This is a genomic window from Stenotrophomonas maltophilia R551-3 (assembly GCF_000020665.1).
Lineage (GTDB): Bacteria > Pseudomonadota > Gammaproteobacteria > Xanthomonadales > Xanthomonadaceae > Stenotrophomonas > Stenotrophomonas maltophilia_L.
In genome coordinates, this window is sequence record NC_011071.1 from 1,629,816 (window position 1) to 1,656,298 (window position 26,483).

At 66.1% G+C, this 26,483-nt stretch carries 30 protein-coding genes; 23 read left to right on the forward strand and 7 right to left on the reverse strand.

All coding sequences use genetic code 11. The features are described from left to right. Positions 1 to 120 precede the first annotated feature (120 nt). The 3 genes from SMAL_RS07440 to parE all read right to left on the reverse strand — a co-directional run bounded on the left by SMAL_RS07440 (position 121) and on the right by parE (position 4,430). Positions 121 to 1,617 carry a S10 family peptidase gene (locus SMAL_RS07440; protein ID WP_004152835.1) on the reverse strand — a complete coding sequence of 499 codons (1,497 nt, stop codon included), beginning with the start codon at positions 1,615 to 1,617 and terminating at the stop codon, positions 121 to 123. Between the two features lie 110 nt (positions 1,618 to 1,727). Beyond that, the gene (locus tag SMAL_RS07445; protein WP_012510649.1) at positions 1,728 to 2,306 is read right to left on the reverse strand and encodes a GNAT family N-acetyltransferase; all 579 of its coding nucleotides are present in this window, start codon (positions 2,304 to 2,306) and stop codon (positions 1,728 to 1,730) included. 234 nt (positions 2,307 to 2,540) lie between these two features. Next, on the reverse strand, positions 2,541 to 4,430 hold the full coding sequence (gene parE, locus SMAL_RS07450; RefSeq protein ID WP_012510650.1) for a DNA topoisomerase IV subunit B: 1,890 nt from the start codon (positions 4,428 to 4,430) through the stop codon (positions 2,541 to 2,543). Between the two features lie 172 nt (positions 4,431 to 4,602). Between parE and SMAL_RS07455 the strand changes: the two genes are divergently transcribed. The 10 genes from SMAL_RS07455 to truD all read left to right on the forward strand — a co-directional run bounded on the left by SMAL_RS07455 (position 4,603) and on the right by truD (position 12,494). After that, entirely contained in the window at positions 4,603 to 4,836 is a 234-nt protein-coding gene (locus tag SMAL_RS07455) for a hypothetical protein (protein WP_032969519.1), read from the forward strand. A gap of 400 nt (positions 4,837 to 5,236) precedes the next feature. After that, complete coding sequence (gene pyrG, locus SMAL_RS07460; protein WP_004152841.1) at positions 5,237 to 6,901, forward strand: CTP synthase; 1,665 nt, start codon at positions 5,237 to 5,239, stop codon at positions 6,899 to 6,901. 89 nt (positions 6,902 to 6,990) lie between these two features. Continuing rightward, positions 6,991 to 7,821: a 3-deoxy-8-phosphooctulonate synthase gene (gene kdsA / locus SMAL_RS07465; protein ID WP_012510652.1), complete on the forward strand. Its 831-nt coding sequence runs from the start codon at positions 6,991 to 6,993 to the stop codon at positions 7,819 to 7,821. Next, positions 7,818 to 8,162 carry a hypothetical protein gene (locus SMAL_RS07470; protein ID WP_004152843.1) on the forward strand — a complete coding sequence of 115 codons (345 nt, stop codon included), beginning with the start codon at positions 7,818 to 7,820 and terminating at the stop codon, positions 8,160 to 8,162. Before kdsA ends, SMAL_RS07470 begins: the two co-directional genes overlap by 4 nt. Then, the gene (locus SMAL_RS07475; RefSeq protein ID WP_012510653.1) at positions 8,162 to 8,491 is read left to right on the forward strand and encodes a hypothetical protein; all 330 of its coding nucleotides are present in this window, start codon (positions 8,162 to 8,164) and stop codon (positions 8,489 to 8,491) included. Before SMAL_RS07470 ends, SMAL_RS07475 begins: the two co-directional genes overlap by 1 nt. Before the next feature lie 97 nt (positions 8,492 to 8,588). Continuing rightward, positions 8,589 to 9,881 (forward strand): phosphopyruvate hydratase, encoded by a 1,293-nt coding sequence (eno, locus tag SMAL_RS07480; protein WP_004152845.1) that lies wholly within the window; start codon positions 8,589 to 8,591, stop codon positions 9,879 to 9,881. Between the two features lie 4 nt (positions 9,882 to 9,885). After that, a complete protein-coding gene (gene ftsB / locus SMAL_RS07485) occupies positions 9,886 to 10,239 on the forward strand; it encodes a cell division protein FtsB (RefSeq protein WP_004152846.1) in 354 nt (117 codons plus the stop codon). Further along, positions 10,236 to 10,934, forward strand: a complete 699-nt coding sequence (gene ispD / locus SMAL_RS07490; RefSeq protein ID WP_004152847.1) for a 2-C-methyl-D-erythritol 4-phosphate cytidylyltransferase — start codon at positions 10,236 to 10,238, stop codon at positions 10,932 to 10,934. Before ftsB ends, ispD begins: the two co-directional genes overlap by 4 nt. 34 nt (positions 10,935 to 10,968) lie before the next feature. Continuing rightward, positions 10,969 to 11,466, forward strand: a complete 498-nt coding sequence (gene ispF, locus SMAL_RS07495; protein WP_004152848.1) for a 2-C-methyl-D-erythritol 2,4-cyclodiphosphate synthase — start codon at positions 10,969 to 10,971, stop codon at positions 11,464 to 11,466. After that, positions 11,463 to 12,494, forward strand: coding sequence for a tRNA pseudouridine(13) synthase TruD (gene truD, locus SMAL_RS07500; protein ID WP_004152849.1), 1,032 nt, complete (start codon positions 11,463 to 11,465; stop codon positions 12,492 to 12,494). The genes ispF and truD overlap by 4 nt, the downstream gene beginning before the upstream one ends. Before the next feature lie 69 nt (positions 12,495 to 12,563). Here truD and SMAL_RS07505 read toward each other — a convergent pair whose 3' ends face one another. Next, positions 12,564 to 13,103 (reverse strand): Smr/MutS family protein, encoded by a 540-nt coding sequence (locus SMAL_RS07505; RefSeq protein WP_012510654.1) that lies wholly within the window; start codon positions 13,101 to 13,103, stop codon positions 12,564 to 12,566. A gap of 209 nt (positions 13,104 to 13,312) precedes the next feature. Between SMAL_RS07505 and surE the strand changes: the two genes are divergently transcribed. From surE to SMAL_RS07525, 4 genes are read left to right on the forward strand one after another with little or no spacing between them, the layout of a single operon-like run. Continuing rightward, a complete protein-coding gene (surE, locus tag SMAL_RS07510; RefSeq protein ID WP_012510655.1) occupies positions 13,313 to 14,092 on the forward strand; it encodes a 5'/3'-nucleotidase SurE in 780 nt (259 codons plus the stop codon). Continuing rightward, positions 14,089 to 14,766 (forward strand): protein-L-isoaspartate(D-aspartate) O-methyltransferase, encoded by a 678-nt coding sequence (locus SMAL_RS07515; RefSeq protein WP_012510656.1) that lies wholly within the window; start codon positions 14,089 to 14,091, stop codon positions 14,764 to 14,766. Before surE ends, SMAL_RS07515 begins: the two co-directional genes overlap by 4 nt. A gap of 18 nt (positions 14,767 to 14,784) precedes the next feature. Continuing rightward, complete coding sequence (locus tag SMAL_RS07520) at positions 14,785 to 15,399, forward strand: YqaA family protein (protein ID WP_004152860.1); 615 nt, start codon at positions 14,785 to 14,787, stop codon at positions 15,397 to 15,399. Continuing rightward, positions 15,396 to 16,181 carry a peptidoglycan DD-metalloendopeptidase family protein gene (locus SMAL_RS07525; protein WP_004152861.1) on the forward strand — a complete coding sequence of 262 codons (786 nt, stop codon included), beginning with the start codon at positions 15,396 to 15,398 and terminating at the stop codon, positions 16,179 to 16,181. The genes SMAL_RS07520 and SMAL_RS07525 overlap by 4 nt, the downstream gene beginning before the upstream one ends. A gap of 51 nt (positions 16,182 to 16,232) precedes the next feature. Here SMAL_RS07525 and SMAL_RS07530 read toward each other — a convergent pair whose 3' ends face one another. Continuing rightward, the gene (locus SMAL_RS07530; protein ID WP_012510657.1) at positions 16,233 to 17,198 is read right to left on the reverse strand and encodes an IS110-like element ISStma4 family transposase; all 966 of its coding nucleotides are present in this window, start codon (positions 17,196 to 17,198) and stop codon (positions 16,233 to 16,235) included. 385 nt (positions 17,199 to 17,583) lie between these two features. Here SMAL_RS07530 and SMAL_RS07535 point away from each other — a divergent pair, with 385 nt between their 5' ends. Next, positions 17,584 to 18,072, forward strand: a complete 489-nt coding sequence (locus SMAL_RS07535) for a hypothetical protein (RefSeq protein ID WP_012510658.1) — start codon at positions 17,584 to 17,586, stop codon at positions 18,070 to 18,072. A 27-nt stretch (positions 18,073 to 18,099) separates the two neighbouring features. On the opposite strand, the gene SMAL_RS07540 is transcribed toward SMAL_RS07535, so the two are convergent. Together SMAL_RS07540 and yhbY are read right to left on the reverse strand one after the other, a co-directional pair. Continuing rightward, positions 18,100 to 18,474: an Mth938-like domain-containing protein gene (locus tag SMAL_RS07540; protein WP_012510659.1), complete on the reverse strand. Its 375-nt coding sequence runs from the start codon at positions 18,472 to 18,474 to the stop codon at positions 18,100 to 18,102. 13 nt (positions 18,475 to 18,487) lie between these two features. Then, complete coding sequence (gene yhbY / locus SMAL_RS07545; RefSeq protein WP_004152868.1) at positions 18,488 to 18,793, reverse strand: ribosome assembly RNA-binding protein YhbY; 306 nt, start codon at positions 18,791 to 18,793, stop codon at positions 18,488 to 18,490. Between the two features lie 65 nt (positions 18,794 to 18,858). Here yhbY and rlmE point away from each other — a divergent pair, with 65 nt between their 5' ends. The 8 genes from rlmE to SMAL_RS07585 all read left to right on the forward strand — a co-directional run bounded on the left by rlmE (position 18,859) and on the right by SMAL_RS07585 (position 26,476). Beyond that, complete coding sequence (rlmE, locus tag SMAL_RS07550) at positions 18,859 to 19,491, forward strand: 23S rRNA (uridine(2552)-2'-O)-methyltransferase RlmE (protein ID WP_004152870.1); 633 nt, start codon at positions 18,859 to 18,861, stop codon at positions 19,489 to 19,491. A 69-nt stretch (positions 19,492 to 19,560) separates the two neighbouring features. Continuing rightward, positions 19,561 to 21,495: an ATP-dependent zinc metalloprotease FtsH gene (gene ftsH, locus SMAL_RS07555; protein ID WP_004152871.1), complete on the forward strand. Its 1,935-nt coding sequence runs from the start codon at positions 19,561 to 19,563 to the stop codon at positions 21,493 to 21,495. Between the two features lie 104 nt (positions 21,496 to 21,599). After that, entirely contained in the window at positions 21,600 to 21,785 is a 186-nt protein-coding gene (locus SMAL_RS07560; RefSeq protein WP_004152872.1) for a hypothetical protein, read from the forward strand. A gap of 546 nt (positions 21,786 to 22,331) precedes the next feature. Beyond that, positions 22,332 to 23,228 (forward strand): dihydropteroate synthase, encoded by an 897-nt coding sequence (folP, locus tag SMAL_RS07565; protein ID WP_012510660.1) that lies wholly within the window; start codon positions 22,332 to 22,334, stop codon positions 23,226 to 23,228. Continuing rightward, a complete protein-coding gene (gene miaA, locus SMAL_RS07570; protein ID WP_012510661.1) occupies positions 23,228 to 24,181 on the forward strand; it encodes a tRNA (adenosine(37)-N6)-dimethylallyltransferase MiaA in 954 nt (317 codons plus the stop codon). The genes folP and miaA overlap by 1 nt, the downstream gene beginning before the upstream one ends. A 96-nt stretch (positions 24,182 to 24,277) precedes the next feature. Continuing rightward, complete coding sequence (hfq, locus tag SMAL_RS07575) at positions 24,278 to 24,553, forward strand: RNA chaperone Hfq (protein ID WP_004152891.1); 276 nt, start codon at positions 24,278 to 24,280, stop codon at positions 24,551 to 24,553. A gap of 14 nt (positions 24,554 to 24,567) precedes the next feature. Next, a complete protein-coding gene (hflX, locus tag SMAL_RS07580; RefSeq protein ID WP_012510662.1) occupies positions 24,568 to 25,878 on the forward strand; it encodes a ribosome rescue GTPase HflX in 1,311 nt (436 codons plus the stop codon). A 103-nt stretch (positions 25,879 to 25,981) separates the two neighbouring features. Then, a complete protein-coding gene (locus tag SMAL_RS07585; RefSeq protein WP_010484249.1) occupies positions 25,982 to 26,476 on the forward strand; it encodes a CinA family protein in 495 nt (164 codons plus the stop codon). Positions 26,477 to 26,483 lie beyond the last annotated feature (7 nt).

Consider the following 26,483-nt stretch of genomic DNA (forward strand, 5'->3'; position numbering starts at 1 on the left):
CACGGCGTGTCCTGCAACCCCACCCCACCTCGCCAGCCCACGGAAACCCGGCTTTTGACGCTGCCGTTGCCGTTGCCGTTGATCCGGCGGGTGCCGGGCCGCAGGCCCGGCCGAACCCCCTCAATTGCGCTGGAACAACGCCTGCACATCCTTCCGGAATGCCGCCTGGCTGTCCGCCCGGCTGTAGAACATGTGCCCGCCCGGATAACTGCGTACCTGCACCCGGTCCGGATTGCTGCCCATCGCCGGCATCTGGTCCACCGTCAGGATCGACCCCATGAACGGGCACGACAGGTCGTTCCAGCCATGCACGATCAAGACCTGAAGGTGCGGATCGATCGCCACCGCCTGGCGCAGCTGGGTCACCGCTCCCTGGCGCAGATCACTGTTGCGGTCCCACAACCGGTTCACCTCGTAGTTCAGCGCCTGGTAGCGGGAATCCACCTTCCAGCCGACCACGCGCGTGACGAAGTCGACCATCGCCGTGGTGGTCGGCGCGATGATGCTGTCCAGCAGCGGATCGTTGGCGCGCTGCTCCGGATCGTTCGGGAACGGATCGAACGCGGTCACGTTGGAATCGTAGCGGCTGCCCAGCGTGCCCTTGTCGCGGAACACCTCGCGCAGGTACGCCTGGGTTTCCAGACGACCACCGGCACGACGCACGAACTGCGGATCCAGGCCGGTCAGCTCGGTCACCCGGCGCAGCATCGCCTCGGTGGCCTGCGGATCGCTGCGGCCCTTCATCAGCGCGGTGGCGTAGTCGCCGCGGGTGTACTCGACCACGTCACGCATCGCCGCGTCGGTCAGCTTGCCCTGGCGCTCCAGGTGCGCGGCGGCGATGGAGGGCAGCGTCTGCATCCACGCCATCGGCGAGACATCGGCGTTGTCTTCCAGGGTCGGGCTCAGGTACGGCGACACCAGCACCAGGCCGTTCATCGCCACGCCCAGCCGGGTCTGCAGGTAGTGGGTGATGCGCGGGCCGCGGTAGCCACCGTAGCTTTCGCCGGTCAGGTACTTGCGCGAGGCCATGCGCTGGTTGCGCAGCAACCAGTCGTAGATCGAACGTGACAGGTACTCGATGTCGGCGTTGGGGTTGTACAGCTGCTTCTTGGCCTCGTCATCGCCGATGCGCGCGCGGCTGAAGCCGGTGCCGACCGGATCGATGAATACCAGGTCGGTGAAGTCCAGCCAGGTGCCCGGGTTGTCGTGCAGGGTGGCCGGCGCCGAGGCGCTGTCGCCTTCCGAACCGAAGGTCACCACCTTGGGGCCGATCGCGCCCATGTTGAGGTAGACCGACGAAGCGCCGGGGCCGCCATTGAGCGCGAAGGTCACAGGCCGGTCCTTGCCGGGCATCGTGTAGGCGGTGAACACCACGTCGGCGATCACCTTGCCCTTCTCATCGCGCACCGGCAGGGTGCCGACGGTGGCGGTGTAGTCGAGGGTGCGGCCGGCCAGGCGGATGCTCTGGCGGGCGGACGCATCGGCCGGCAGCGCAGGTGCTTCGGTCTTGTCGTCCTTGGCATCGGACTTGGATTCGGCGGCGGGCGCGGCCAGTACGCTGGCAGGAGCAATGAGCAGGCCGACGCAGAGCGCGGCAGTGTGCAGCAGGGACTTCATGGCACCGGATCGGCAGCGGAAGGGGGTTCCGATGCTAGGCCGCTACGGTGCCGCACCGTATGTGTCCAAAGCCATGGACAGGCGTTGTCGCCCGTTGCAGCCAGATTGGGTCAAGCGGGCAGGGCAGCGGCGGCTTCGTCGTCGGCCAGCAGACCGTACACCGCCGAGTCGGCCAGTTCACCCTGGATGCGCCAGCGCTGGCGCAGCAGGCCCTCACGATGGAAGCCGAGGCGTTCAAGCACGTGCGCGGAGGCCGCGTTGCGCGGATCGATCTCGGCTTCCACGCGATGCAGGCGCAAGGTGCGGAACAGGTAGGCCAGCACCTGCTGCAACGCTTCGTGCATGTAACCCTGGCCCTGCAGGTCAGGTGCCAGCAGGTAGCCGATCTCGGCACGGGCAGCGTCACGGTCGACGGCAAACACCACGCAGATGCCCAGCAGCGGCCCCTCCAGCGACTCGCGCACGGCCAGCTTGAGCTGGGTGCCGATGGCGTGCGCGGCGAGGTCGTCGTCGATCTGTTCGCGGGCGTCGGCCGGTCGTTTCCACGCCGGATGGTTCCACCAGCGCATCACCGCCGGATTGGATTGCAGCGTGAACAACGCAGCCGCGTCATCACGGCGGATCGGGCTCAGGACCAGGCGCGCGCTGTGCAGCGGCAGGCCGGGGAACAGCAGCGAGTGGCTGGGCAATGCGGTGGTCCGCGCGGGTAGGCGCGCATTATGGACCCGCAGGGTTTGCCGATGGGGGTGTAATGCCAATGGGGGTGTAATGCCAAGGGCACATGAACCGGTAGTGCCGGCCGCTGGCCGGCAGATCTGCCTGAATCACGCTGATGTCGAGGGTGCCGGCCAGCGGCCGGCACTACCGGGCGATGGGGTCAGAGCCCTTTCCCGCTGGGAAACGGATCCGACCCCGGTCAGGGATCAGGCTTCCAGCGAAGCGAGGTCGCCCTTGGTCTCCAGCCAGCCCTTGCGGTCAGACGCCCGCTTCTTGGCCAGCAGCATGTCCATCAAGGAACTGGTCTGCTCGCGATCGTCCACGGTCAGCTGCACCAGCCGGCGGGTATCCGGGTGGATGGTGGACTCACGCAGCTGCGGCGGGTTCATTTCGCCCAGGCCCTTGAAGCGGGTCACGTTGACCGCGCCCTTGATCTTTTCGCGTTCGATCTTGTCCAGCATCGAGCGCTTTTCTTCCTCGTCCAGGGCGTAGAACACCTGCTTGCCCACGTCGATGCGGAACAGCGGCGGCATTGCCACGAACACGTGGCCGGCATCGACCAGCGCCGGGAAGTGCTTCAGGAACAATGCGGTCAGCAGGGTGGCGATATGCAGGCCGTCCGAGTCGGCGTCGGCCAGGATGATCACCTTGCCGTAGCGCAGGCCGCTGATGTCATCCTTGCCCGGGTCGCAACCGATGGCGACGGCCAGGTTGTGCACTTCTTCCGAGGCCAGCACGCTGTTGGAGGACACTTCCCAGGTGTTCAGGATCTTGCCGCGCAACGGCAGGATCGCCTGGAAATCCTTGTCGCGGGCCTGCTTGGCGCTGCCACCTGCGGAGTCACCCTCCACCAGGAACAGCTCGGTACGGGAAAGATCCTGGCTGATGCAGTCGGCCAGCTTGCCTGGCAGGGCAGGGCCCTGGGTGACCTTCTTGCGGACGACCAGCTTTTCGGTCTTCAGGCGCGCGCTGGCGCGCTCGATGGCGATCTGCGCGATCTTCTCGCCCAGTTCCACGTTCTGGTTCAACAGCAGGCTGAACGCATCGTGCGCGGCGCCTTCGACGAAGCCGGCCGCTTGGCGCGAGGACAGGCGTTCCTTGGTCTGGCCACTGAACTGCGGGTCGGTCATCTTCAGCGACAGCACGAACGACACGCGGTCCCAGACGTCTTCCGGGGCCAGCTTGACGCCGCGCGGGAGCAGGTTGCGGAAGTCGCAGAACTCGCGCAGCGCTTCGGTCAGGCCGGTGCGCAGGCCGTTGGCATGGGTGCCGTGCTGCGCGGTCGGGATCAGGTTGACGTAGCTTTCCTGCACCAGCTCGCCTTCCGGCAGCCACGCCACGGCCCAGTCGACGATCTCGGTATCCTTCTTCAGGTTGCCGACGAACAGATCGGCCGGCAGCGACTCACGATCGCCGAGCTCCAGCTTCAGGTAATCGCGCAGGCCGTCTTCGTAGTACCAGGTGTCGACGTCGCCCGTGGCTTCGTCGGTCAGCTTGACGGTCAGGCCCGGGCACAGCACGGCCTTGGCACGCAGCAGGTGCTTGAGCGCACGCACCGCGAACTTGGGCGTGTCGAAATACTTGGGGTCGGGCCAGAAGCGCAAGCGGGTGCCGGTGTTCTTCTTGCCAACGCTGCCAACCACTTCCAGCGGCGAGGCGCGGTCGCCGTTGCGGAAGGTGATGCGGTGCTCGGCACCTTCGCGCTTGATGTGGATTTCGACCAGGGTGGACAGCGCGTTGACCACGCTGACGCCGACGCCATGCAGGCCGCCGGAGAAGGTGTAGTTGTTGTTGTTGAACTTGCCGCCGGCATGCAGGCGGGTGAGGATCAGCTCGACGCCCGGGATCTTCTCTTCCGGATGGATGTCCACCGGCATGCCGCGGCCGTCATCGCTGACCTCTACGCTGCCGTCCTTGAACAGGGTGATCTCGATCGAACGGGCGTGGCCGGCGAGGGCCTCGTCCACCGAGTTGTCGATCACTTCCTGCGCCAGGTGGTTCGGGCGCGCGGTGTCGGTATACATGCCGGGGCGGCGCTTGACCGGGTCAAGGCCGGACAGGACTTCAATATCGGCGGCGTTATAGCGGGCGTTCATCTGTCTTCGAAAGCTTGGAGCGACGCGCAAGTGTGCGGTCTGGCCCGTGATTTTGCACGCCTGCGGTTCAGCCTCGGAGCGCGCAAGGGGGTAAAATGGCAGCCGCTGGAATCTGAACGCCGGCGCCCCTAGTTGGACCGATATGTCCAAGCCATACCGCGAGGAGGACTCCATGAAGAAGTTGCTGACCATTGCGATCCTGGCCGCCGCTGCCGTTGCAGTGCCGCTGGTGCTGGCGCAGAACGCCGGCCAGCCGGCCCCGCAGCAGGGCGACCAGGCCGACAAGGCGCAGTCCGAGGCCGACGCCAAGGCCAAGCGCCGCGCCCAGGCCAATGCCGAGATGAAGGCCAAGGGCCAGCCGGTCCCGCAGCAGGAAGAAGAGGAAGAAGCGCGGAAGAAGCGCTGATCGCACAACCTGCCAGGCGCCCTTGCGACAAGGGTTGCGCTCCAGAACGCCCCGCCCAGCGGGGCGTTTTTTGTTGGATGGGACGCACAAGCCCCTTGGGTTGGCGGCCATCAATCTGTAAACTATGGCTTTCCGGGAGTAAGTGCGTGTCCACCATTTGCGAATGGGCTGGAGCGGCCAAGCGTGGCTTCCAGCATGGCGGGTCGCAGGTGACGGTCGATTTGACCGGCACGGCCGCCCCGACCTCGCACGGTGGTCCCCGTCCGGCGCCTGCCGCCGCACGGATCAGCACCTCCCTCGCTGTCCCAGCGAACCGGAAAACCCCCTCTGAGCACCATGCCCGCCCTCCGGGTGCGCGTGGTGCTGCCGTTTTCCATTTCCAGACAGGATGCTTGCAGCCATGACTCCCTTGATTTTCGTAACCGGCGGCGTGGTGTCCTCGCTCGGCAAAGGCATTGCCGCCGCGTCGCTGGCCGCCATTCTCGAAGCCCGTGGCCTCAAGGTCACGATGATGAAGCTCGACCCTTACATCAACGTCGACCCGGGCACCATGAGCCCGTTCCAGCACGGTGAGGTCTATGTCACCGACGATGGCGCCGAGACCGACCTCGACCTGGGCCACTACGAGCGCTTCGTGCGCACCCGCCTGAGCCGCAAGAACTCGGTTACCACCGGTCGCATCTACGAGAACGTGATCCGCAAGGAACGGCGCGGCGACTATCTGGGTGCGACCGTGCAGGTCATTCCGCACATCACCGACGAGATCCGTCGCTGCATCGATGAAGCCACCGAAGGCTACGACGTTGCCCTGGTCGAGATCGGCGGCACCGTCGGCGACATTGAATCGCTGCCGTTCCTGGAAGCGATCCGCCAGGTGCGCACCGAGCGCGGTCCGGAGAAGGCGCTGTTCATGCACCTCACCCTGGTGCCGTACATCGGCGCCGCCGGTGAGCTGAAGACCAAGCCGACCCAGCACTCGGTGAAGGAGCTGCGCTCGATCGGCATCCAGCCGGACGTGCTGCTGTGCCGCTCCGAGCAGGCCGTGCCGGATTCGGAGCGCCGCAAGATCGCCCAGTTCACCAACGTTTCCGAGCGCGCGGTGATCAGCGTGCCGGACGTGGACGTGCTGTACCGCATTCCGTCGGGCCTGCATGCGCAGGGCCTGGACGAGATCGTTGTCAACCAGCTGAAGCTGGCCGACAAGGTCGGTCCGGTCGACCTGTCGATGTGGGAAGACGCGGTCGACGCGACCCTGCACCCGCTGGATGAAGTGACCATCGCCGTGGTCGGCAAGTACGTCGACCACCAGGACGCCTACAAGTCGGTCGGCGAGGCACTCAAGCACGGCGGCCTGCGCCAGCGCACCAAGGTCAACCTGAAGTGGCTGGAAGCGCAGGATCTGGAAGGCACCGACATGGCCGCGCTGGCCGATGTCGATGGCATCCTGGTGCCGGGTGGTTTCGGCGACCGTGGTTTCGAAGGCAAGGTGCTGACCTCGAAGTTCGCCCGCGAGCAGCAGGTGCCGTACTTCGGCATCTGCTACGGCATGCAGGCGGCGGTCGTTGATTACGCCCGCAACGTGGTTGGCCTGGAAGGCGCCAACAGCACCGAAAACGACCGCCAGTCGCCGAACCCGGTGATCGGCCTGATCACCGAATGGCGCACCGCCACCGGCGACGTCGAGAAGCGTGACGACAAGAGCGACCTGGGCGGCACCATGCGCCTGGGCCTGCAGGAACAGCGCCTGAAGCCGGGCACGCTGGCGCGTGAGCTGTATGGCAAGGATGTGGTGGCCGAGCGCCATCGTCATCGCTACGAGTTCAACAACCGCTACCGTACCCAGCTGGAAGATGCGGGCCTGGTGATCGCCGGCAAGTCGATGGACGACACCCTGGTGGAAGTGGTCGAGCTGCCGCGCGATGCGCACCCCTGGTTCCTGGCCTGCCAGGCGCACCCGGAATTCCTGTCCACGCCGCGTGATGGCCACCCGCTGTTCATCGGCTTCATCCGTGCCGCGCGCGAGCGCAAGGCCGGCGGCAAGCTGCTGCAGGAAGTCCGCGCCTGACTTGTGATGGGGGCCGTGAGCCCCCATCTTGCTCGCTTCAACCCCAGTGCATCGGCCCGGCCGATGCCGTGGACAACCAAGGAAATGCCATGAAACTGTGTGGATTCGAGGTCGGGCTGGATCAGCCCCTGTTCCTGATCGCCGGCCCCTGCGTGATCGAGTCGATGCAGCTGCAGCTCGATACCGCCGGCAAGTTGAAGGAAGTCACCGACAGGCTCGGTGTCAACTTCATCTTCAAGTCCAGCTTCGACAAGGCCAACCGCACCTCGGGCACCGCGTTCCGCGGCCCGGGCATGGAAGAGGGCCTGAAGGTCCTGGCCGAGGTCAAGAAGCAGATCGGCGTGCCGGTGCTGACCGACGTCCACGAATACACCCCGATGGATGAAGTGGCCTCGGTGGTGGACGTGCTGCAGACCCCGGCGTTCCTGGTCCGCCAGACCGACTTCATCCGCAAGGTGTGCTCGGCCGGCAAGCCGGTCAACATCAAGAAGGGCCAGTTCCTGGCGCCGTGGGACATGAAGCCGGTCGTGGAAAAGGCCAAGGCCACCGGCAACGAGCAGATCATGGTCTGCGAGCGCGGTGCCAGCTTCGGCTACAACAACCTGGTCAGCGACATGCGTTCGCTGGCGGTGATGCGCGATACCGGTTGCCCGGTGGTGTTCGACGCCACCCACTCCGTGCAGCTGCCGGGCGGGCAGGGCACCAGTTCCGGTGGCCAGCGTGAGCATGTGCCGGTGCTGGCGCGTGCCGCCGTGGCGGTGGGCATCTCCGGCCTGTTCGCCGAAACCCATCCGGACCCGTCCAAGGCGCTGTCCGATGGCCCCAATGCATGGCCGCTGGACCAGATGGAAGCCCTGCTCGAGACCCTGATGGAGCTCGATGCGGTGACCAAGAAGCACGGCTTCTCGCGCTTCGCGTGAGTCGTGACCCGTGGGCGGCGCTGGCAACCCAGCGTCGTCGCCGGCACTGGAAGCAGTGGCCCTGGGGCCTGATCGCACTTGGCTTGGCATTGCTGTCGCTGTCGGGTGCGTTCTTCATCTTCATGCTGGTGGGCGCGGCGATGCGCCCGCCCGGTGACGGCGCGGGCGTCAACCTGAAGCCCTATGTCATCACCCTCGCCGTGGCCGAACTGTTCACTGTTTGCGCCGGCATCGTTGCGTCGGTGCTGGGCTGGCGACTGAACCGGGGCAGGGCGGCTGCGGCACTGGCGATGGTCCTGCTCTCGCTGTGGCTCGGCGTCCTGCTGCACGACCTGCTCTGATGAATACGACGACGCCGCCACGAAGCTGGCCCTGGGGTCTGGTTGCCCTGGGATTGTCGGTGCTTGCCTGGAGCAGCCTGTTTACCGCCGTAGTGGCCTTTGCGGCCAGCTTCCGTCCCCCGGGGGACGGCGACAACGGCGTGCAGGCGATGCAGTGGTGGGTGCTGGGCGCGCTGGTCACGCTGGTACTGTCCTTTCTGGGCAGTCTGGTGGCGATGGTGCTGGCCTGGCGGCGGCAGCGAGGACCCATCTGGGCGGCGATTGCCGGTGCCCTGCTGGTGATGCTGGTGTCGCTGGTGCTGATCGTGATCGGGTCCAGCTGGGGCTGACGCCGATCAGGCCATTTGGCAAGCGGCGGGTAGCCGGGGATAATCACGCGGCATTCGTTTTTGTCGCCCCCTCTCCATACAGGTAACCGGCCCGACCATGAGTACGATCCGCAGCATCCATGCCCGTGAAATCCTCGACAGCCGTGGCAACCCCACGCTGGAAGCCGAAGTCACCCTGGAGGACGGTTCGTTCGGTCGCGCCGCAGTTCCCTCTGGTGCCTCCACCGGCACCAAGGAAGCGGTGGAGCTGCGCGACGGCGACAAGACCCGTTACCTGGGCAAGGGCGTGCGCAAGGCGGTCGACAACGTCAACACCACCATCGCCAACGCGCTGAAGGGCGTTGAAGCCTCCGACCAGGAAGGCCTCGACCGTCGCCTGATCGACCTCGACGGCACCGAGAACAAGGGCCGCCTCGGCGCCAACGCGCTGCTGGGTGTTTCGATGGCCGCCGCGCATGCCGCCGCTGCATCGAGCAAGCAGGCGCTGTGGCAGTACCTGGCCGCCAAGACCGGCGTGACCCCGTCGCTGCCGGTGCCGATGATGAACATCATCAACGGCGGCGCACATGCCGACAACAACGTCGACTTCCAGGAGTTCATGGTGCTGCCGGTCGGCTTCACCTCGTTCTCCGAAGCGCTGCGTGCCGGTACCGAGATCTTCCACTCGCTGAAGTCGGTGCTGAAGGGCCATGGCCTGAGCACGGCGGTTGGCGACGAAGGCGGCTTCGCGCCGGACTTCCGCAGCAACGTCGAGGCGCTGGACACCATCCTCGAAGCGATCGGCAAGGCCGGCTACACCGCCGGTGAAGATGTGCTGCTGGGCCTGGACGTGGCCTCCAGCGAATTCTTCGAGAACGGCAAGTACAACCTGGTCGGCGAGAACAAGCGCCTGACCTCCGAGCAGTTCGTCGACTTCCTCGCCGACTGGGCCGCGCAGTACCCGATCATCACCATCGAAGACGGCCTGGCCGAGAACGACTGGGCCGGCTGGAAGCTGCTGACCGACCGCATCGGCAAGAAGGTGCAGCTGGTGGGTGACGATCTGTTCGTGACCAACCCGAAGATCTTCCAGGAAGGCATCGACTCGGGCACCGCCAACGCGATCCTGATCAAGGTCAACCAGATCGGCACGCTCAGCGAGACCCTGGAAGCCATCGCGATGGCCGACCGCGCCGGTTATGCCGCCGTCGTCTCGCACCGCTCGGGCGAAACCGAAGACACCACCATTGCCGATATCTCGGTGGCCACCACCGCCACCCAGATCAAGACCGGCTCGCTGTGCCGCAGCGATCGCGTGGCCAAGTACAACCAGCTGCTGCGCATCGAGGAAGCTCTCGGCGCCGGCGCGCGTTACGCCGGTCGTGACGCGTTCGTTTCGCTGAAGCGCTGATCCGATGCGCGACTGGCGCTGGATGCTGCTGGTGCTGGCCCTGTTGCTGGGCTGGCTGCAGTATCGCTTCTGGTTTGGTCCGGGCAATTCGGGTGAAGTGATGATGCTCGAAGCCCAGGTCACCAACCAGGAGCGCGACAATGAGGGCCTGCAGCAGCGCAATGATGCGCTGGCTGCCGAAGTGAAGGACCTCAAGGAAGGCCAGTCCGCCATCGAAGAGCGCGCACGCAGCGAGCTGGGCATGATCAAGCCTGGCGAGAAGTTCTACCGCGTGGTCGAGGATGCACCGGTGCATCCGGTGCAGCCTGCGGCTGGGGTCAGCGCGCAGGTGGGCGAACACCCGGCGGACGTGCCATGAGCGCGGCGATCTGGGTGGTGGTTCCGGCCGCCGGTCGTGGCGCCCGTTTCGGTGCGCCGATGCCCAAGCAGTACCTGCAGGCGGGTGGGCAGATCCTGCTCGCCCATACCCTGGACGCACTGCTGGCACATCCGGCGGTGGCCGGAGCGATGGTGGTGATCGGCCCGGACGATGCCGACTGGCCGGGCTGGAGCGAATGGGCCGGCAAGCCGGTGCTGACCTGTATCGGTGGCGCTACCCGTGCGGCCTCGGTGCTGGCCGGGTTGCAGGCGCTGCCGGAGACGGTGCGCGCCGATGAATTCGTGCTGGTCCACGACGCGGCGCGCCCGAACCTGTCGCCGGCCGATCTCGGCCGCCTGCTCGAAGTTGGTCGTGCCGACCCGGTCGGCGCGATTCTCGCCGCACCGGTGCGTGACACCCTCAAGCGCGCTGGCGACGATGGTGGCATCGATGGTACCGAGCCGCGCGAGCGCCTGTGGCGCGCATTGACGCCGCAACTGTTCCGCCGCCATCAGCTCAGCCGCGCGCTGTCCGAAGCCGCCACCGCCGGTGTGGAAGTCACCGACGAGGCCATGGCCATGGAGCGCCAGGGCCAGCGCCCGCTGCTGGTCGAAGGCAGCGAGGACAACTTCAAGGTCACCACCCCGGCCGATCTGGACCGGTTTGAATTCGTACTTTCCCGCCGCGCCGGCTGATCGCCCGCGCGGCCCTGCTGCAAGGGCTGTATCCATGAGCACCGCACCGTTCCCGCCCGTCCGCATCGGCCAGGGCTACGACGTCCATGCCTTCGGTGAAGGCGACCACATCATGCTCGGCGGAGTGAACGTGCCGCACAGCTGCGGCGTGCTCGCACACAGCGATGGCGACGTGATCCTGCATGCGCTGTGCGATGCCATGCTGGGTGCGATCGCGCTGGGTGACATCGGCCAGCATTTCCCGCCCAGCGACGATCGCTGGAAGGGCGCCGACAGCAGCGATTTCGTGCGCCACTGCGACAGCCTGCTGCGCGGGCGCGGCTGGCGCGTCGGCAACACCGACATCACCGTGATCTGCGAGCGGCCGAAGGTCGGCCCGCACGCGTTGGCCATGCGCGAACGCATCGGCGAGCTGCTGCAGCTGCCGCTCGACGCGGTCAGCGTCAAGGCCACCACCTCGGAGAAGCTGGGCTTCACCGGCCGTGGCGAAGGCATCGCCGCGCAGGCGGTAGTGCTGCTGGTGGCGGCATGATTCCGCTGCCGCTCGCGTTCGGCGCGCCGCTGCTGAGCGCACGCATCCGCACCACGCCGGAAGATTTCCAGGTTGACGAACTGCCGGCCTTCGAGGCCACCGGCGAAGGCGAGCACCTGCTGCTGCATATCCGCAAGCGTGGAGCCAACACCGTGCACGTGGCCAAGTTGCTGGCCACATGGGCCGGCCTACCGGAAATGGCGGTGAGCTATGCCGGCATGAAGGATCGGCACGCGGTCACCACCCAGCGCTTCAGCGTGCACCTGCCCAAGCGCGTGGCACCTGACCTGGCCACGCTGGCCAGTGATGAAATCGAAGTGATCGAATCCACCTGGCACAACCGCAAGCTGCAGCGTGGCGCGCTGGCCGGCAACCGCTTCAAGCTGGTGCTGCGCGACGTGCAGGGTGATGCCGCGGCGATCAGCGAGCGCCTGCAGCAGATCGCAGAGCGGGGCCTGCCGAACTGGTTCGGCGAGCAGCGTTTTGGCCGCGACGGTGGCAACGTGCCGGCGGCGCTGGCGATGTTCGGTGGCCGTCGCATGCGCAAGGACCAGCGTTCACTGCTGCTGTCGGCGGCCCGCTCGGCGCTGTTCAACCGCGTGCTGGCCGCGCGCGTGGAGCAGGGCAACTGGGACCAGCCGCTGGATGGCGAAGTGTGGATGCTCGATGGCAGCCGCAGCGTGTTCGGCCCCGAGCCGTATACCGACGTACTGGCCGAGCGCCTGGCGCGCTTCGACATCCACCCCAGCGCACCGCTGTGGGGCGAAGGTGAACTGCGCAGCACCGAAGCGGCACACGCGCTGGAGCTGGCGGCGCTGGATGACGACGAATCCAGGGCGCTGCGTGCAGGTCTGGAAGACGCGCGCCTGAAGCAGGAGCGCCGCGCACTGCGCCTGCGTCCAGCGTTGCTGCAGCACCAGTGGCTGGCCGACGACGTGCTGGAACTATCGTTCGCGCTGCCGCCGGGCTGCTACGCCACCGCCGTGCTGCACGAACTCGGCCCCGTCGAAGACGCCTCGCAGGCCTGACAGAAAAAGGGGACGGAGGGAATTAAGTCGTTTGTGCCACAAACGACTTAATTCCCTCCGTCCCCTTTTTCATCTACGCGCCAGCAGCACCAGCACTGCGCCGGTGCCGCCTTGTCCGGTCGGCGCCGAATGGAATGCCAGCACGTCGTTGCGCAGCCGCAGCAGGCGATCGACCAGGTTTTTCAATACCGGGGCGCCGCCATCGGATTGCAGGCCCTTGCCATGGATGATGCGCACGCAGCCGTATTCGTGCGCATGCGCTTCCAGCAGGAACTGGCGCAGCAACGCCTCTGCCTGCGACGCAGTGGCGCCATGCAGGTCCAGCTCGTCCTGCACCGAGTACTGGCCACGCTTGAGGCGCTGGAACACCCGCGGTGGCAGGTTGTCGCGTCGATAGCTGGCCACGTCGCCGGCTTCCAGTGGTGTACTGTCGCGCAGCAGCCGGGCGAACTCGCCGGCGGCTTCCGCCTCGTCGCGCTCTGCCATGCGCGCGCGCGGTTTCGGCCGCGGCGCGGCGGGCGCCGGCTCGACTTCCTTGCGCAGCGGCGTCACTTCGCCGATGGCCGCACGGAACAATGCGGCCGGATCTTCGTCTTCAGGGTGCGACATGCGCACAGGGTAAACCGCCGGCGCGAGCCTGCCTATGACGATTCGATGTCGGCCGTGACCGCCGGCAGGGTAGGACCGGCGGCTCGCATGCGGCACAATAGACGATGCCCTTGCAGGGTCGACCGCTTCCGCAGGGAAGCGCGACGGTCCCGCCCACACTGCACGGTGATGGAATCGAATTCTTGGAAAATCAAGCGGTTAAATCGAAGATGCGAATCCTGGTCAGCAATGACGATGGTGTCGACGCCGCAGGCATCCGGATGCTTGCCTCGGTCCTGCGCGAAGCCGGTCACGAAGTGACGGTGGTCGCACCCGACCGCGACCGTTCCGGCGCCAGCAACTCGCTGACCCTGGACCTGCCGATCCGCCTCAAGCGCATCGACCACTACACCGTCTCGGTAGCCGGCACGCCGACCGATTGCGTGCATCTGGCGCTGACTGGCCTGCTTGAATTCGAACCCGACATTGTCGTGTCCGGCATCAATAACGCCGCCAACCTCGGCGACGACGTGATCTATTCCGGAACCGTCTCTGCAGCGATGGAAGGCCGCTTCCTCGGCCTGCCGGCAGTAGCGGTCTCACTGGTCAGCCGCAATCACGATCCGAAGCACTTCGAGACCGCCGCGCGTGCCGCAGTCGAGATCGTTGCCCGGCTCAAGGCCGACCCGCTGCCCGCCGACACCATCCTCAACGTCAACGTGCCGGATCTGCCGTGGAACGAGGTCAAGGGCTTCGAGGTCACCCGCCTCGGCAACCGCCATCGCGCCGAAGGCTGCATCGCGCAGAAAGACCCGCGCGGCAATGAGGTGTACTGGATCGGTCCGGCTGGCCGCGAGCAGGACTCCGGCCCCGGCACCGATTTCCATGCGGTGCGCACCGGCCACATCTCGATCACGCCGATCCAGGTTGACCTGACCCGCTACCAGGCGCTGGAGAAGGTGGCCAGCTGGGTCGGCGGCCTCAGTGCTGCGCTGGACCAGCCGGCATGAGCCCGCGCCTGCGCCTGCAACCGGAAGCCGTCGGTATCGGCATGACCTCGCAACGTGTGCGCGACCGTCTGGTCGACCGCCTGCGTGAAGCAGGCATCGTCGACGAATCAACCTTGAATGCGATCCGGGTGGTGCCGCGCCATCTGTTCATCGATGAGGCGCTGGCGTCACGCGCCTACGAAGACACCGCACTGCCGATCGGCCATGGCCAGACCATTTCGCAACCCTGGGTGGTGGCGCGGATGACCGAGGCCGTGCTGCAGGTGGCACCCAAGCGGGTGCTGGAAGTGGGTACCGGTTCGGGCTACCAGGCCGCCGTGCTCGGTGCACTGGGCCTGGAGGTCTACACCGTCGAGCGCATCGGCGACCTGCTGCGCCAGGCGCGCAAGCGCTTTCGTGCGCTGGGCATGAACATCCGTACCAAGCATGATGACGGCCGCGTCGGTTGGGCCGAGCACGGTCCGTTCGATGCCATCGTGGTCACTGCAGCGGCGCCGGCGCTGGTCGATGTACTGATCGAGCAGCTCGCTGAAGGCGGCCGCCTGGTGGCCCCGGTCGGCGGCCCCAGTGCGCAGTCGCTGGTGCAGCTGGACCGCAGGGCCGACGGCAGCATCGAACAACACGTGCTGGCGCCGGTCACCTTCGTACCGCTGCTGTCTGGCATGCTGGACTAATCCACGGAGCAGGGTTGCATGAAGATTTTCGGGCCGCTGTACGAGCGGGCGATGAAGTGGGCGGCGCACGAACGCGCGCCGACCTATCTGACGGTATTGAGTTTCTTCGAGGCGATCATTTTTCCGGTGATGCCGGAAGTGATGCTGGCGCCGATGTGCGTGGCCCAGCCCAAGCGCGGCTGGTGGTTCGCGACTCTCAGCCTGGCCGGTTCAATGGTCGGTGCGGTGGTCGGCTATGCGCTGGGTCATTTCGCCTTCGAGGCGATCAAGCCACTGTTCGAAGCACTGGGCATGCTGCCGGCGATCGAGCAGGGCATCACCACCGTGCAGGCCAAGATGGCCGAGTCGCCGTGGGCGGTGTTCACCTTCCTGGTGCTGGGCGGCTTCATGCCCATCCCGATGAAGGTCTTCACGTGGGCATCGGGTATCGTCGGCGTACCGATGCCGCAGTACCTGTTGAGCATGCTGATCGGTCGTGGCAAGCGCGTGTTTGTGCTGGCCGCGGTCATCCGTATCGGTGGTGCGCGTGCCGAAGCGGCGCTGCGCCGCTGGATTGAACCGCTGGGCTGGATCGCCACCGCGTTGGTGGTGGTGCTGATCGCCTGGCTTGTATGGAGGTCGAAGTTCGCATGAATCCTGATCGTCTGAGCAAGGGAGTGCGCATCGGCGCGCTGGCGTTGCTGGTTTCCACCCTGGCCGCCTGCGGCACCGCTACCGTGGTTCGTCCTGGTGGTGGCAGCACCGGTGGCGGCGTGAGCACGCCGAAGACCTCGGTGCCCAAGCCGGGGCAGACCGTGGTCGTGCGCAAGGGTGACACCATCTATGCGCTGGCCCGCATCCACGACATCACCCCGGCCGACCTGATTGCCTGGAACAGCCTGGACAACCCCTCGTCGATCCATCCGGGGCAGGTGATCCGGCTGTATCCGGCGGGTGCCAGCGGTGGCCGCGCACCGACCACGGTGGTGACCCCGCCACGTTCCGGCGGCAGCACCGCAGGCAGTACTGCACCGACCACGGCGCCGGCCGGTCCGGTGAAGAGCAACATCGCATGGCGCTGGCCGGCCGATGGCGCCGTCGTGGGCCGCTATGTGGCGGGTGATGCGACCAAGCAGGGCGTGGATATCGCGGGCACCAGCGGCCAGGCGGTCAAGGCCACTGCCAATGGCGTGGTGGTGTATTCCGGTGCCGGCCTGGTCGGCTACGGCGAGCTGATCATCATCAAGCACAGCGATCAGTGGTTGTCGGCCTACGGTCATAACCGCAAGCGACTGGTGAATGAAGGCCAGAGCGTGAAGGCCGGTGAGCAGATCGCGGAGATGGGCCGTACCGGCGCGAACCGCGACATGGTCCACTTCGAGATCCGCTACAACGGCAAGCCGGTCGACCCGCAGCAGTACCTGCCGGCGCGCTGATCAGCGCGCTACGAGTTGCCGCATTCACTGTAGATACCGTGTCGCCCTCGCCTAGGCAAGGGCGACGTCAGGCTCAAAGGGTCGGCCACTTCTCAGTACGCCCCAAATCAGATGGATGAGCTTGCGCATCACTGCACACATGACGACCTTGAAGGGCTTGCCTTTCGCGCTGAGCCGGTCTGCAAAGGACTTCAGTGTGGGGTTGTGGGTCTTCCCGGTCAGCGCCGGCATGTACAGCTTTTTGCGGAAATTGGCGTCGCCGACGCGTGATATCCGGCATTTGCCTTCGTAGTTTCCTGATTGACGCTGGGCCGGATTCAGGCCCGCGTGGGCAACCACCTGGCGCACGTCGCTGTATTTGCTTAGATCCCCCAGCATGGCCAACAGCTGGGCACTGCTGGTGTTGCCTACACCGGGGATGCTGGTAAGCAGTTGATGACGCCGGCGCAGGTCCGGATCGTTATCGATATGGTCCTCAATCGCCTTCTGGACCTGCTTGATCTGCTCTTCCAACGTCCGGATCACATCCTTGATCCCTTGCTGGACCGAGATATCGGCAACGTCCAGGCGGTTGTGCTCCATCTGCAGCATTTCCTGGAGGTCATCTCGACGCCGTACCAAGGCGCGCAGCTTCACCTCCGAGGGCGTCGGTGGAACGTAGGGATACAGCTTTTCCGAGCGTTGTGCCTCAAAAAACCGGGCAATCAGCTTGGCGTCGCTGCGGTCAGTCTTGGTCCGCATCCCCTCCGCCTGCCCAAACGCCTTTACTCGGGCGGGATTGGCCACATGAACCACTACCCCCGCTTCCACCAGTGCTTGAGCCAAGGCCTCGTGATAGATGCCTGTAGCCTCCATACCTACCGCCGCGTTCGGCGCATGTTTGGCGCGCCAGGCCAGAAGCTCATCAAAACCCTTTGGCGTATTGGGGAGTTTGGCCTTGGTTCGATACTTGCCGTGAGATAGAGGCAGGGCGATGTCAAAAGTCGCCTTGGCTGCGTCGATGCCGATAAATTGCATGATTTCGCTCCAGCTTGAACTTACGATCGTGATCGGAAGCCGCCAGACTTGCCCTTGTGAGTACAGGCTCTCACCCGATGGCGGGCCTAAGATACCGTTCAAGTTCCATGGCGGTGTCAGGCCGCCGACGCGCTGAATCTACTTTGCAAGCTCGAAGGCTTAAGAGCCGAGGCAGCGTCATCGGAGCCTCCCGGGTCACCGGGGGATTGTGCCTGATCAGGGCACGATCCAAGACACAAGAGCCGAGCCTAGGCTCGGCTGCCTGTCGTCGCCATGCGGCGCCGCCCGAGCATGGGCTCGGGCGCTGGGTGTCGCGTTTCAACCTTCCCGGCGAGCCGGGGACGCGGCATGCTTCTGCGTACCCCAACCGAGCCCGTTGCCGCGTATGAGTCGTCTTGCCTCCACTCTGCTGCTGCTCATCGTCGCGCCGCTGGCTGCCGCAGCCAGTGATCCGCGTGACGTGGTCACCCGCCTCTACGCCACAGTCCAGGCCCCTGCTTCGAGTGAAGAGGTCATCAGACCGTTGCTCGGCGATGCCCTGAGCGCGGCCATCAATGCGCAACGCGCATACGAGAGGGCTTGCACCGTGCTGGCCGCGCACGACGAGAAGCCGCATATGCTCGACCAGAGTCCCTACCTGATGGCCCCAGATCGACCGGAGACGGTGAGGGTGGGAAGGCCAGGGCCGATTGGCAGCGCGACGTGGGTCCAGGTCGACATGGCCGTGGGCGACTATCGCTGGACCGACCGGGTCCTGCTGCAAAGGCAGGGCCAGGACTGGAAGGTCATGGACATCCGCTGGGGCCAGGGCGGTAACCTGATCGGGCGGCTGAAGCAGTTCTCCGCCTTCCGATGCACCGCTTCTGGCAGCTAGCGCCGGGGTGCACCCGGCGGCTCGAAATCAGCCTTCCAGAATGAAGGCGGCCGCGACCTTGCGGCCTTCGCCGGCCAGGATGTTGAAGGTGCGCGCGGCGGCCGGGTTGTTCATCACTTCCAGACCGATGCCACGGCTCAGGCACGCAGCCATCACCACCGCCGGCGGGAACACCTGGCGGTCGCCGGTGCCCAACACGATCAGCGCCGGATTCAGCGCCAGGATCGGCTCAAGGTCAGCCAGCTGCAGCGCGGTGGCGCTCACTACCGGCCATTGCGTGACCAGCTGGTCCGGGGTCAGGAAGAAACTGCTGCCCAGCACCTGGTCATTCACCTTGGCCGAGCGGCCATCGGCGGCACGCAGGCTGTAGGCGTAATCGGGCGGTTCGTGGTTCAGCTGCATGGCAGTAAGGCGATCAGCCGCGCGGCAGCACGATCTGGCGCTGTTCCTTGCTCGGGCGGTACAGCACGGCGACGTGGCCGATGCGCTGCACCAACGCGCTCTCGGTGGCTTCGACGATCTCGCCGATCATCACGTCACGGGCGTCGCGGTCTTCGGCAGCGACCTTCACCTTGACCAGCTCGTGGCGCTCCAGCACTTCGTTCAGCTCAGCGATGAAGGCCGGGGTCACGCCCTTGCCGCCGGTCTGCAGCAGGGCCTTCAGGTCGTGGGCTTGGCCGCGCAGGAAACGGGTCTGGGAAGCGGTCAGGGCGATGGACATGCAGGAAAACACGGTTGAATGGGGCGATCAGGGTATCATGAGGACCCCATCAGCCCCTATTTTCAATGGCTACCCGCAGCAAAAGCAGCCAGCGCTGGCTCAAGGAACACTTCTCCGACCCCTTCGTGAAGAAGGCCCAGGCCGAAGGCATGCGCTCACGCGCCGCCTACAAGCTCGAAGAGCTGCTGGAACGTGACCGGTTGCTGAAGCCGCACATGGTGGTGGTCGACCTCGGCGCAGCCCCGGGCGGCTGGTCTCAGCAGGTTCGGAGACAGATCGGCGACACCGGCCGCGTCCTGGCATTGGACATCCTGGACATGCCGCCGCTGGCCGGCGTGGAGTTCCTTCATGGTGACTTCAGGGAAGAAACCGTTCTATCGCAGTTTGAAGCCATGCTCGGGGATCAGCCGGTAGACCTTGTGCTGTCGGACATGGCCCCCAATAAGAGTGGTGTAGGCGCGGTCGACCAGCCGCGGATGATGCACCTGGCGGAGCTGGCCCTGGATTTTGCCGACAACCACCTGAAGACCGGTGGGGCGTTCCTGATCAAGCTGTTCCAGGGTGAAGGCTTTGACGACTACGTGCGTGACATGCGCCGCCGGTACGACAAGGTCTCCATCCGCAAGCCGGAAGCGTCGCGCAAGCGCTCCCCCGAGGTGTATGCCTTGGGTCAGGGAAAACGCGCCCACATGAAGTAAGCTCGCAACGTACGCAAGTTCGACCCCAACGCAACGCCAGCACTGAGAGGAACACCGGAGCCAATGAGGATGAACGACTTGACCAAGAACCTCCTGCTATGGGTGGTCGTCGCCGTCGTGCTGATGGTGGTCTTCCAGAGCTTCTCGCCCAAGACCTCCGGGGCCGGGGCGCAGGGCGCGTCGTATTCGCAGTTCCTGGACCAGGTGGACAGCGGCAACGTGCAGAAGGTCGCCTTCGGCGGCGACATGCGCGGCGGCACCAGCCAGCTCACCTACACCACCCGCGGCGGCCAGTCGGCCACCATCACCGCACCGTTCGATCGTGACCTGATCAACGTGCTGCGTACCAAGAACGTGGAAATCGTGCAGGAAGAGCCGTCCAGTGGCATCTCCCTCGGCGCGATCCTGATGAATTTCCTGCCGGTCATCCTGATCATCGGCTTCTGGCTGTTCATCATGCGCCAGATGCAGGGCGGTGGCGGCGGCGCCAAGGGCGCGATGTCCTTCGGCAAGTCGCGCGCCAAGCTGCAGGGCGAGGACCAGATCAAGGTCACCTTCGCCGACGTCGCTGGCTGCGACGAGGCCAAGGAAGAAGTGGGCGAGCTGGTCGACTTCCTGCGCGACCCGTCCAAGTTCACCAAGCTGGGCGGCAAGATTCCGCGCGGCGTGCTGATGGTGGGCCCGCCGGGTACCGGCAAGACGCTGCTTGCCAAGGCCATCGCCGGCGAAGCCAAGGTGCCGTTCTTCTCGATCTCCGGTTCGGACTTCGTGGAAATGTTCGTCGGCGTCGGCGCCAGCCGCGTGCGCGACATGTTCGAGCAGGCCAAGAAGCACGCGCCATGCATCATCTTCATCGACGAAATCGACGCTGTCGGCCGTCACCGTGGCGCCGGCCTTGGCGGCGGTCATGACGAGCGCGAGCAGACCCTGAACCAGCTGCTGGTCGAGATGGACGGTTTTGAAGGCGGCGAAGGCGTGATCGTGATCGCCGCGACCAACCGTCCGGACGTGCTGGACCCGGCGCTGCTGCGTCCCGGCCGTTTCGACCGCCAGGTGGTGGTCGGCCTGCCGGACGTGAAGGGCCGCGAGCACATCCTGAAGGTGCACATGCGCAAGCTGCCGCTGGCCGACGATGTCGAGCCGATGGTGATCGCGCGTGGTACCCCGGGCTTCTCCGGCGCCGACCTGGCCAACCTCTGCAACGAGGCCGCCCTGTTCGCCGCGCGTGGCAACGAGAAGGAAGTCCGCATGGACCACTTCGACCGTGCCCGCGACAAGATCCTGATGGGTGCCGAGCGCCGCTCGATGGCCATGAGCGAAGAAGAGAAGACCCTCACCGCCTACCACGAAGCCGGTCATGCCATCGTCGGCCGCCTGGTGCCCGAGCATGACCCGGTCTACAAGGTCACCATCATCCCGCGCGGCCGTGCGCTGGGTGTGACCATGTACCTGCCGGAAGGCGACAAGTACTCGATGAACCGCGTGGCGATCAAGTCGCAGCTGTGCTCGCTGTACGGTGGCCGCGTGGCCGAGGAGCTGATCTTCGGTGCCGACAAGGTCACCACCGGCGCCTCCAACGACATCGAGCGCGCCACCAAGATGGCTCGCAACATGGTCACCAAGTGGGGCCTGTCCGACCAGCTCGGCCCGATCGCCTATGGCGAGGAGGACGACGAGGTGTTCCTGGGCCGTTCGGTCACCCAGCACAAGAGCGTGTCCAACGACACCGCGCGCCGCATTGACGAGGAAGTGCGCAACATCCTCGACGAGGCTTACGCACGCACCACCGAGCTGATGACGGCCAACCTGGACAAGCTGCACGCGATGTCCCAGCTGCTGCTGCAGTACGAGACCATCGACGCGCCGCAGATCGACGCCATCATGGAAGGCCGCGATCCGCCGCCGCCGGCCGGCTGGAACAAGTCGAACAAGGACGGCGGCAACGACAAGGGCGGCGACGCCCGTCCGCTGCCGCCGATCGCAGGCCCGGCCGAATCGCACTGACGGCCCGCTGCAGGTAACACCAGACGAGGCCGGGGCAACCCGGCTTCGTCGTTTCCGGGCCCCACTGGCCCATCCCGAAGACCCGATCTGACGCTGGAGCCCGCATGTCCACCCCGAAGCCCGAACCGATTTCCCACACTGTCGAAATGGTCATCGCCACCGTGGTCGGCGTGGGTGTAGGCCTGGGTGCCGACAACCTGTTGCTGGGCTGTGTGGTGGGTATCGGTGTCGGCATCGTGCTGAGCATTGCCAAGACCCTGTACGTGGACCGCAAGCGCCGCCGTCGTTGAGGGGTATCGGCAGGGCTGCGCCCTGCACCTGCTACGAGCCGGAGCAACAGCAACAGCAGCATCAGGTTTCTGGGGATGGTGGGGCGGTGTGGGTTGGCAGGACACGCCGTAAACCCGTCCCTGGGGGCTCGATGGCGCCATCCATGGCGCCAACGGTCCTGCCAACCCACACCGCCCCACCTCTGACAGATTCCGGCAGCTGTTGGTAGGTGTCGACCTTGGTCGACACATCTGTCAGATATCGATGTACAAGGGGGTCAGATCCGTTTTCCGCAGGAAAACGGATCTGACGCCAAGAGCTGCTCCAACAGATCGCGGAAATCTGTCGAAGGCGGGGTGGATCCGGTTGCGGGGGCGTGAGCCGCATGGATGCGGCGACCGAGCTTACATGGACGTACTTGCAGCGGCCCCCGCAACCGGATCCACCCCGCCATCCCTCAGTAAACCCGCTGTTGCTCCGGCTGTTGCTGTCGCTCTGGCCTCTGCGGGTGCAGGGCGCCGCCCTGCCGAACTAAACTACCCGCCGTTGTCCCTGCAGGATTGCCCATGTTCGATACCTCGCCCCAGCTCGATTGCGCCGGCCGCATCCTGCGCCTCGACCGTGCCCGGGTCATGGGCATCGTCAACGTCACCCCGGACTCGTTCTCCGATGGCGGCGCACACGACACCACCGAAGCGGCGGTCTCGCATGGCCTGAGGCTGGTCGAGGAGGGCGCTGACCTGCTCGACATCGGCGGCGAATCCACGCGCCCGGGCGCCGCTCCGGTCTCGATTGAAGAAGAACTGCGCCGCGTGATCCCGGTGATCGAGCAGTTGGCCGCCCGAACCCAGGTGCCGATCAGCATCGACACCTTCAAGCCCGAGGTGATGCGGGCGGCAGTGGCCGCCGGCGCCGGCATGATCAACGACATCTTTGGCCTGCGCCAGGAAGGTGCGTTGGACGCGGCTGCCGAGGCAGGCGTGCCGGTGGTGCTGATGCACATGCAGGGCGAGCCGGGCCACATGCAGGCCGATCCGCACTACGACGACGTGGTCGGCGAGGTGCATGGCTTCCTGGTGCAGCGCCTGTTCGCCGCGGAAATGGCCGGCATCGCAAAGAAGAACCTGCTGATCGACCTCGGTTTCGGCTTCGGCAAGACCACTGCCCACAACATGACCCTGCTGGCGCGTTCGGAGCGCTTCCTGGAACTGGGTGTGCCGATGCTGGCTGGCCTGTCGCGCAAGCGCAGCCTGGGAGAACTCACCGGCCGCGATACGCCCTCCGAACGGGTGGCGGCGTCGGTAGCCGCGCACCTGATTGCGGTCCAGCGTGGCGCGCGCATCGTGCGCGTGCATGACGTGGCCGCCACGGTCGACGCACTGAAGATCTGGCAGGCAGTGCAGGCCGTACCGACGCCGCGCGCCGACGCCACGCCGACGATCCGCTGGCCGGACGAAGACTGATGGGGATCGACCAGCGGCCGCTGGCGATCGCCGTGATGGGACCGACCGCCAGTGGCAAGACCGCGACTGCGATCGCCCTGGCCCGGCAGCTGGATGGCGAGATCGTGAGCGTCGATTCGGCACTGGTCTATCGCCACCTGGACATCGGCTCGGCCAAGCCCGACGCGGCTGAGCGCGCACAGGCACCCCACCACCTGCTGGACCTGCGCGATCCCTGGCAGACCTATTCGGCGGCCGAGTTCGCGGCCGATGCCAGTCGCGTCGTGGTCGACATCGTGGCGCGCGGCAAAATGCCGATCCTGGCCGGTGGCACGGGCCTTTATTTCCGCGCCCTGCTGCAGGGCCTCTCGCCGATGCCCGAAGCCGACCCGGCCATGCGTGCGGCACTGGCTGCCGAAGCCGCCGAACGTGGTTGGGCGGCGCTGCATGCTGAACTGGCACAGATCGACCCCGCCGCCGCTACGCGTATCCACGCGACCGACCCGCAACGTATCCAGCGCGCACTGGAGGTCTATCGCCTGACCGGCACGCCCATCACTGAATGGCAGCGTCGGCCGGGCGTAGCGCCGTTGCCGGTGCGCACCCTCAAGCTGATCCTGGCGCCGCATGATCGCGCGGTGCTGCACCAGCGTATCGAGGCGCGCTTCGACGCCATGCTGGCGCAGGGCTTTCTGGATGAGGTGCGGGCATTGCGCGCGATGCCGGAAATGGCCGCCGTGGAGGCGCCACTGGACCTGCCGGCGGTGCGCGCGGTCGGCTATCGGCAGGCCTGGGAGTACCTGGACGGGGAGGGCGATGCCGCCCGCTTCCGTGACAAGGCGATCTTCGCCACGCGCCAGCTGGCCAAGCGCCAGCTGACCTGGCTGCGCGGCGAGCTTGATGCGCGCTGGTTCGACCCCCATATCGACCAAGAGCGCCTGGCCGGCGCGGTGTCGACCTTCGTCGCACGCTGAACCCCCGCCAGCCGTGTAACATCATCGGTCGGCGGGCGGCTCGGGGGCCGTGGCAATCGTCGGCAACCCAATAAGAACAATAATCAGGAGTGTGCAATGTCCAAGGGGCAATCGCTGCAGGATCCTTTCTTGAACGCACTGCGGCGCGAACGCGTGCCGGTTTCGGTGTACCTGGTGAACGGCATCAAGCTGCAGGGCACGATCGAGTCGTTCGACCAGTTCGTGGTCCTGCTGCGCAACACGGTCAGTCAGATGGTCTACAAGCACGCCATTTCCACGGTCGTTCCAGCACGCAACGTGAAGGTCGGTCCGGGCGGTGGTTACGTGCAGTCGGGTGAAGGTGGTCAGGCAGGTGATGAAGCAGACGAGTAATACCGGAGCGGTGAATGTTTGACCGCTCGAAGAAGGGCGAACACGCCCTGTTGATCCAGCCCCATTTCGGCAAGCTGGAAGACGATGTGCTGGAAGAATTCGGTGATCTGGCCCGCTCGGCTGGGGCCAGCATCGCCGCGACGATCACCGCGCGCCTGGATCGTCCGAATCCGTCGACCCTGATCGGCAGCGGCAAGCTGGACGAGATCAAGGCTGCGGCCGATGCCAGCGGTGCCGACCTGATCCTGGTCAACCATGCGTTGAGCCCGGGCCAGGAGCGCAACCTGGAACGCTTCCTCGAGCGCCGGGTGATCGACCGTACCGGCCTGATCCTGGACATCTTCGCCCAGCGTGCGCACAGCCACGAAGGCAAGCTGCAGGTCGAGCTGGCGCAGCTGCGTCACCTGGCCACGCGGCTGGTGCGCGGCTGGACCCATCTGGAGCGCCAGCGCGGCGGTTCGATCGGCCTGCGTGGTCCGGGTGAAACCCAGCTGGAAACCGACCGCCGCCTGTTGCAGAAGCGGGTCGAGCAGCTGCAGAAGCGGCTGGAAAAGGTCGAGGTGCAGCGCACCCAGATGCGCCGTGCGCGCGTGCGCAGCGAGCTGCCGCGCGTGGCCCTGGTCGGCTACACCAACGCCGGCAAGTCGACGCTGTTCAACGCCATGACCGGCGCCGAGGCTTATGCCGCCGACCAGCTGTTTGCCACGCTGGACCCGACCGTGCGCCGCATCGCGGTGCCGGGCGGCAACGTGGTGCTGGCCGACACCGTCGGCTTCGTCCGCGACCTGCCGCATGACCTGGTCGCCGCGTTCCGCTCGACCTTGTCCGAGGCGCGCGAGGCCGACTTCCTGCTGCACGTGGTTGACGCCGCCGATCCGCACCGCGAGGAGCGCATCGCCCAGGTGGACGAGGTGCTGACCGCAGTCGGTGCCGGTGACCTGCCGCAGTTGCTGGTGTTCAACAAGATCGACCGGATCGAGGGCGCCGACGTCCGCCACGATGGCCAGGACGGTATCCCGGACGAGTCGCGCCGCGAGCGGGTGTGGATTTCCGCACGCGATGGGCAGGGCCTGGAGCTGCTGCAGAGCGTGCTGGGCAAGCGCCTGGGCCTGCAGCACGTGACCGGTGAGCTGCGCCTGCCGCCGGATGCCGGCCGCCTGCGTGCGCGCCTGCACCAGCTGGAAGTGATTCGCAGCGAGCAGGCCGATGAAGACGGCTGGCTGCTGCAGGTCGACCTGCCGATCGCCGAAGCCGAAAAGCTGGCCGCCAGTGTCGACGGCGCGCCGATCAGGGCGCTGCTGCCGGAGAAACTGCCGGAGTGGTGAGGTAGCGCCGGGCTAGGCCCGGCTGCTGTCATTGCGGTGGCCCGCGACATCCGGCTGTCATCTGCGGTACAACGTGCAGGTTCTTCACCCCACCGTCATGCCGATGTCCATTCCCACCGACGCTGAACTCAATGCCCAGTCCGCCGCGCTCGGGCAGCGCCTGCAGCAGGCCTCGCTGCAGCTGGTGACCGCTGAAAGCTGCAGTGGCGGCTGGATCGCCAAGTGCATGACCGACATCGCCGGTTCCTCGGCGTTCTTCGACTGCGGCATGGTGGTCTACAGCTACGAGGCCAAGCAGCGCCTGCTCGGCGTGCGCGCGCAGACGCTGGAGCAGTTTGGTGCGGTCAGCCGCGAAACCGTGCTGGAGATGGTGTCCGGTGCGCTGGTCAACTCTGGCGCCGGCATTGCCGTGGCGGTGACCGGTATCGCTGGCCCTGGTGGCGGCAGCCCTGACAAGCCGGTCGGCAGCGTCTGGATCGGCTGGAAGCGCCGTGGTGGTTACGCCCGCGCCGAATTGTTCCAGTTCGATGGCGACCGCGAAGCCATCCGCCGGCAAACCGTGGCCGCGGCATTGCGCGGTATCGACGCCCAGCTGTGACATGCTG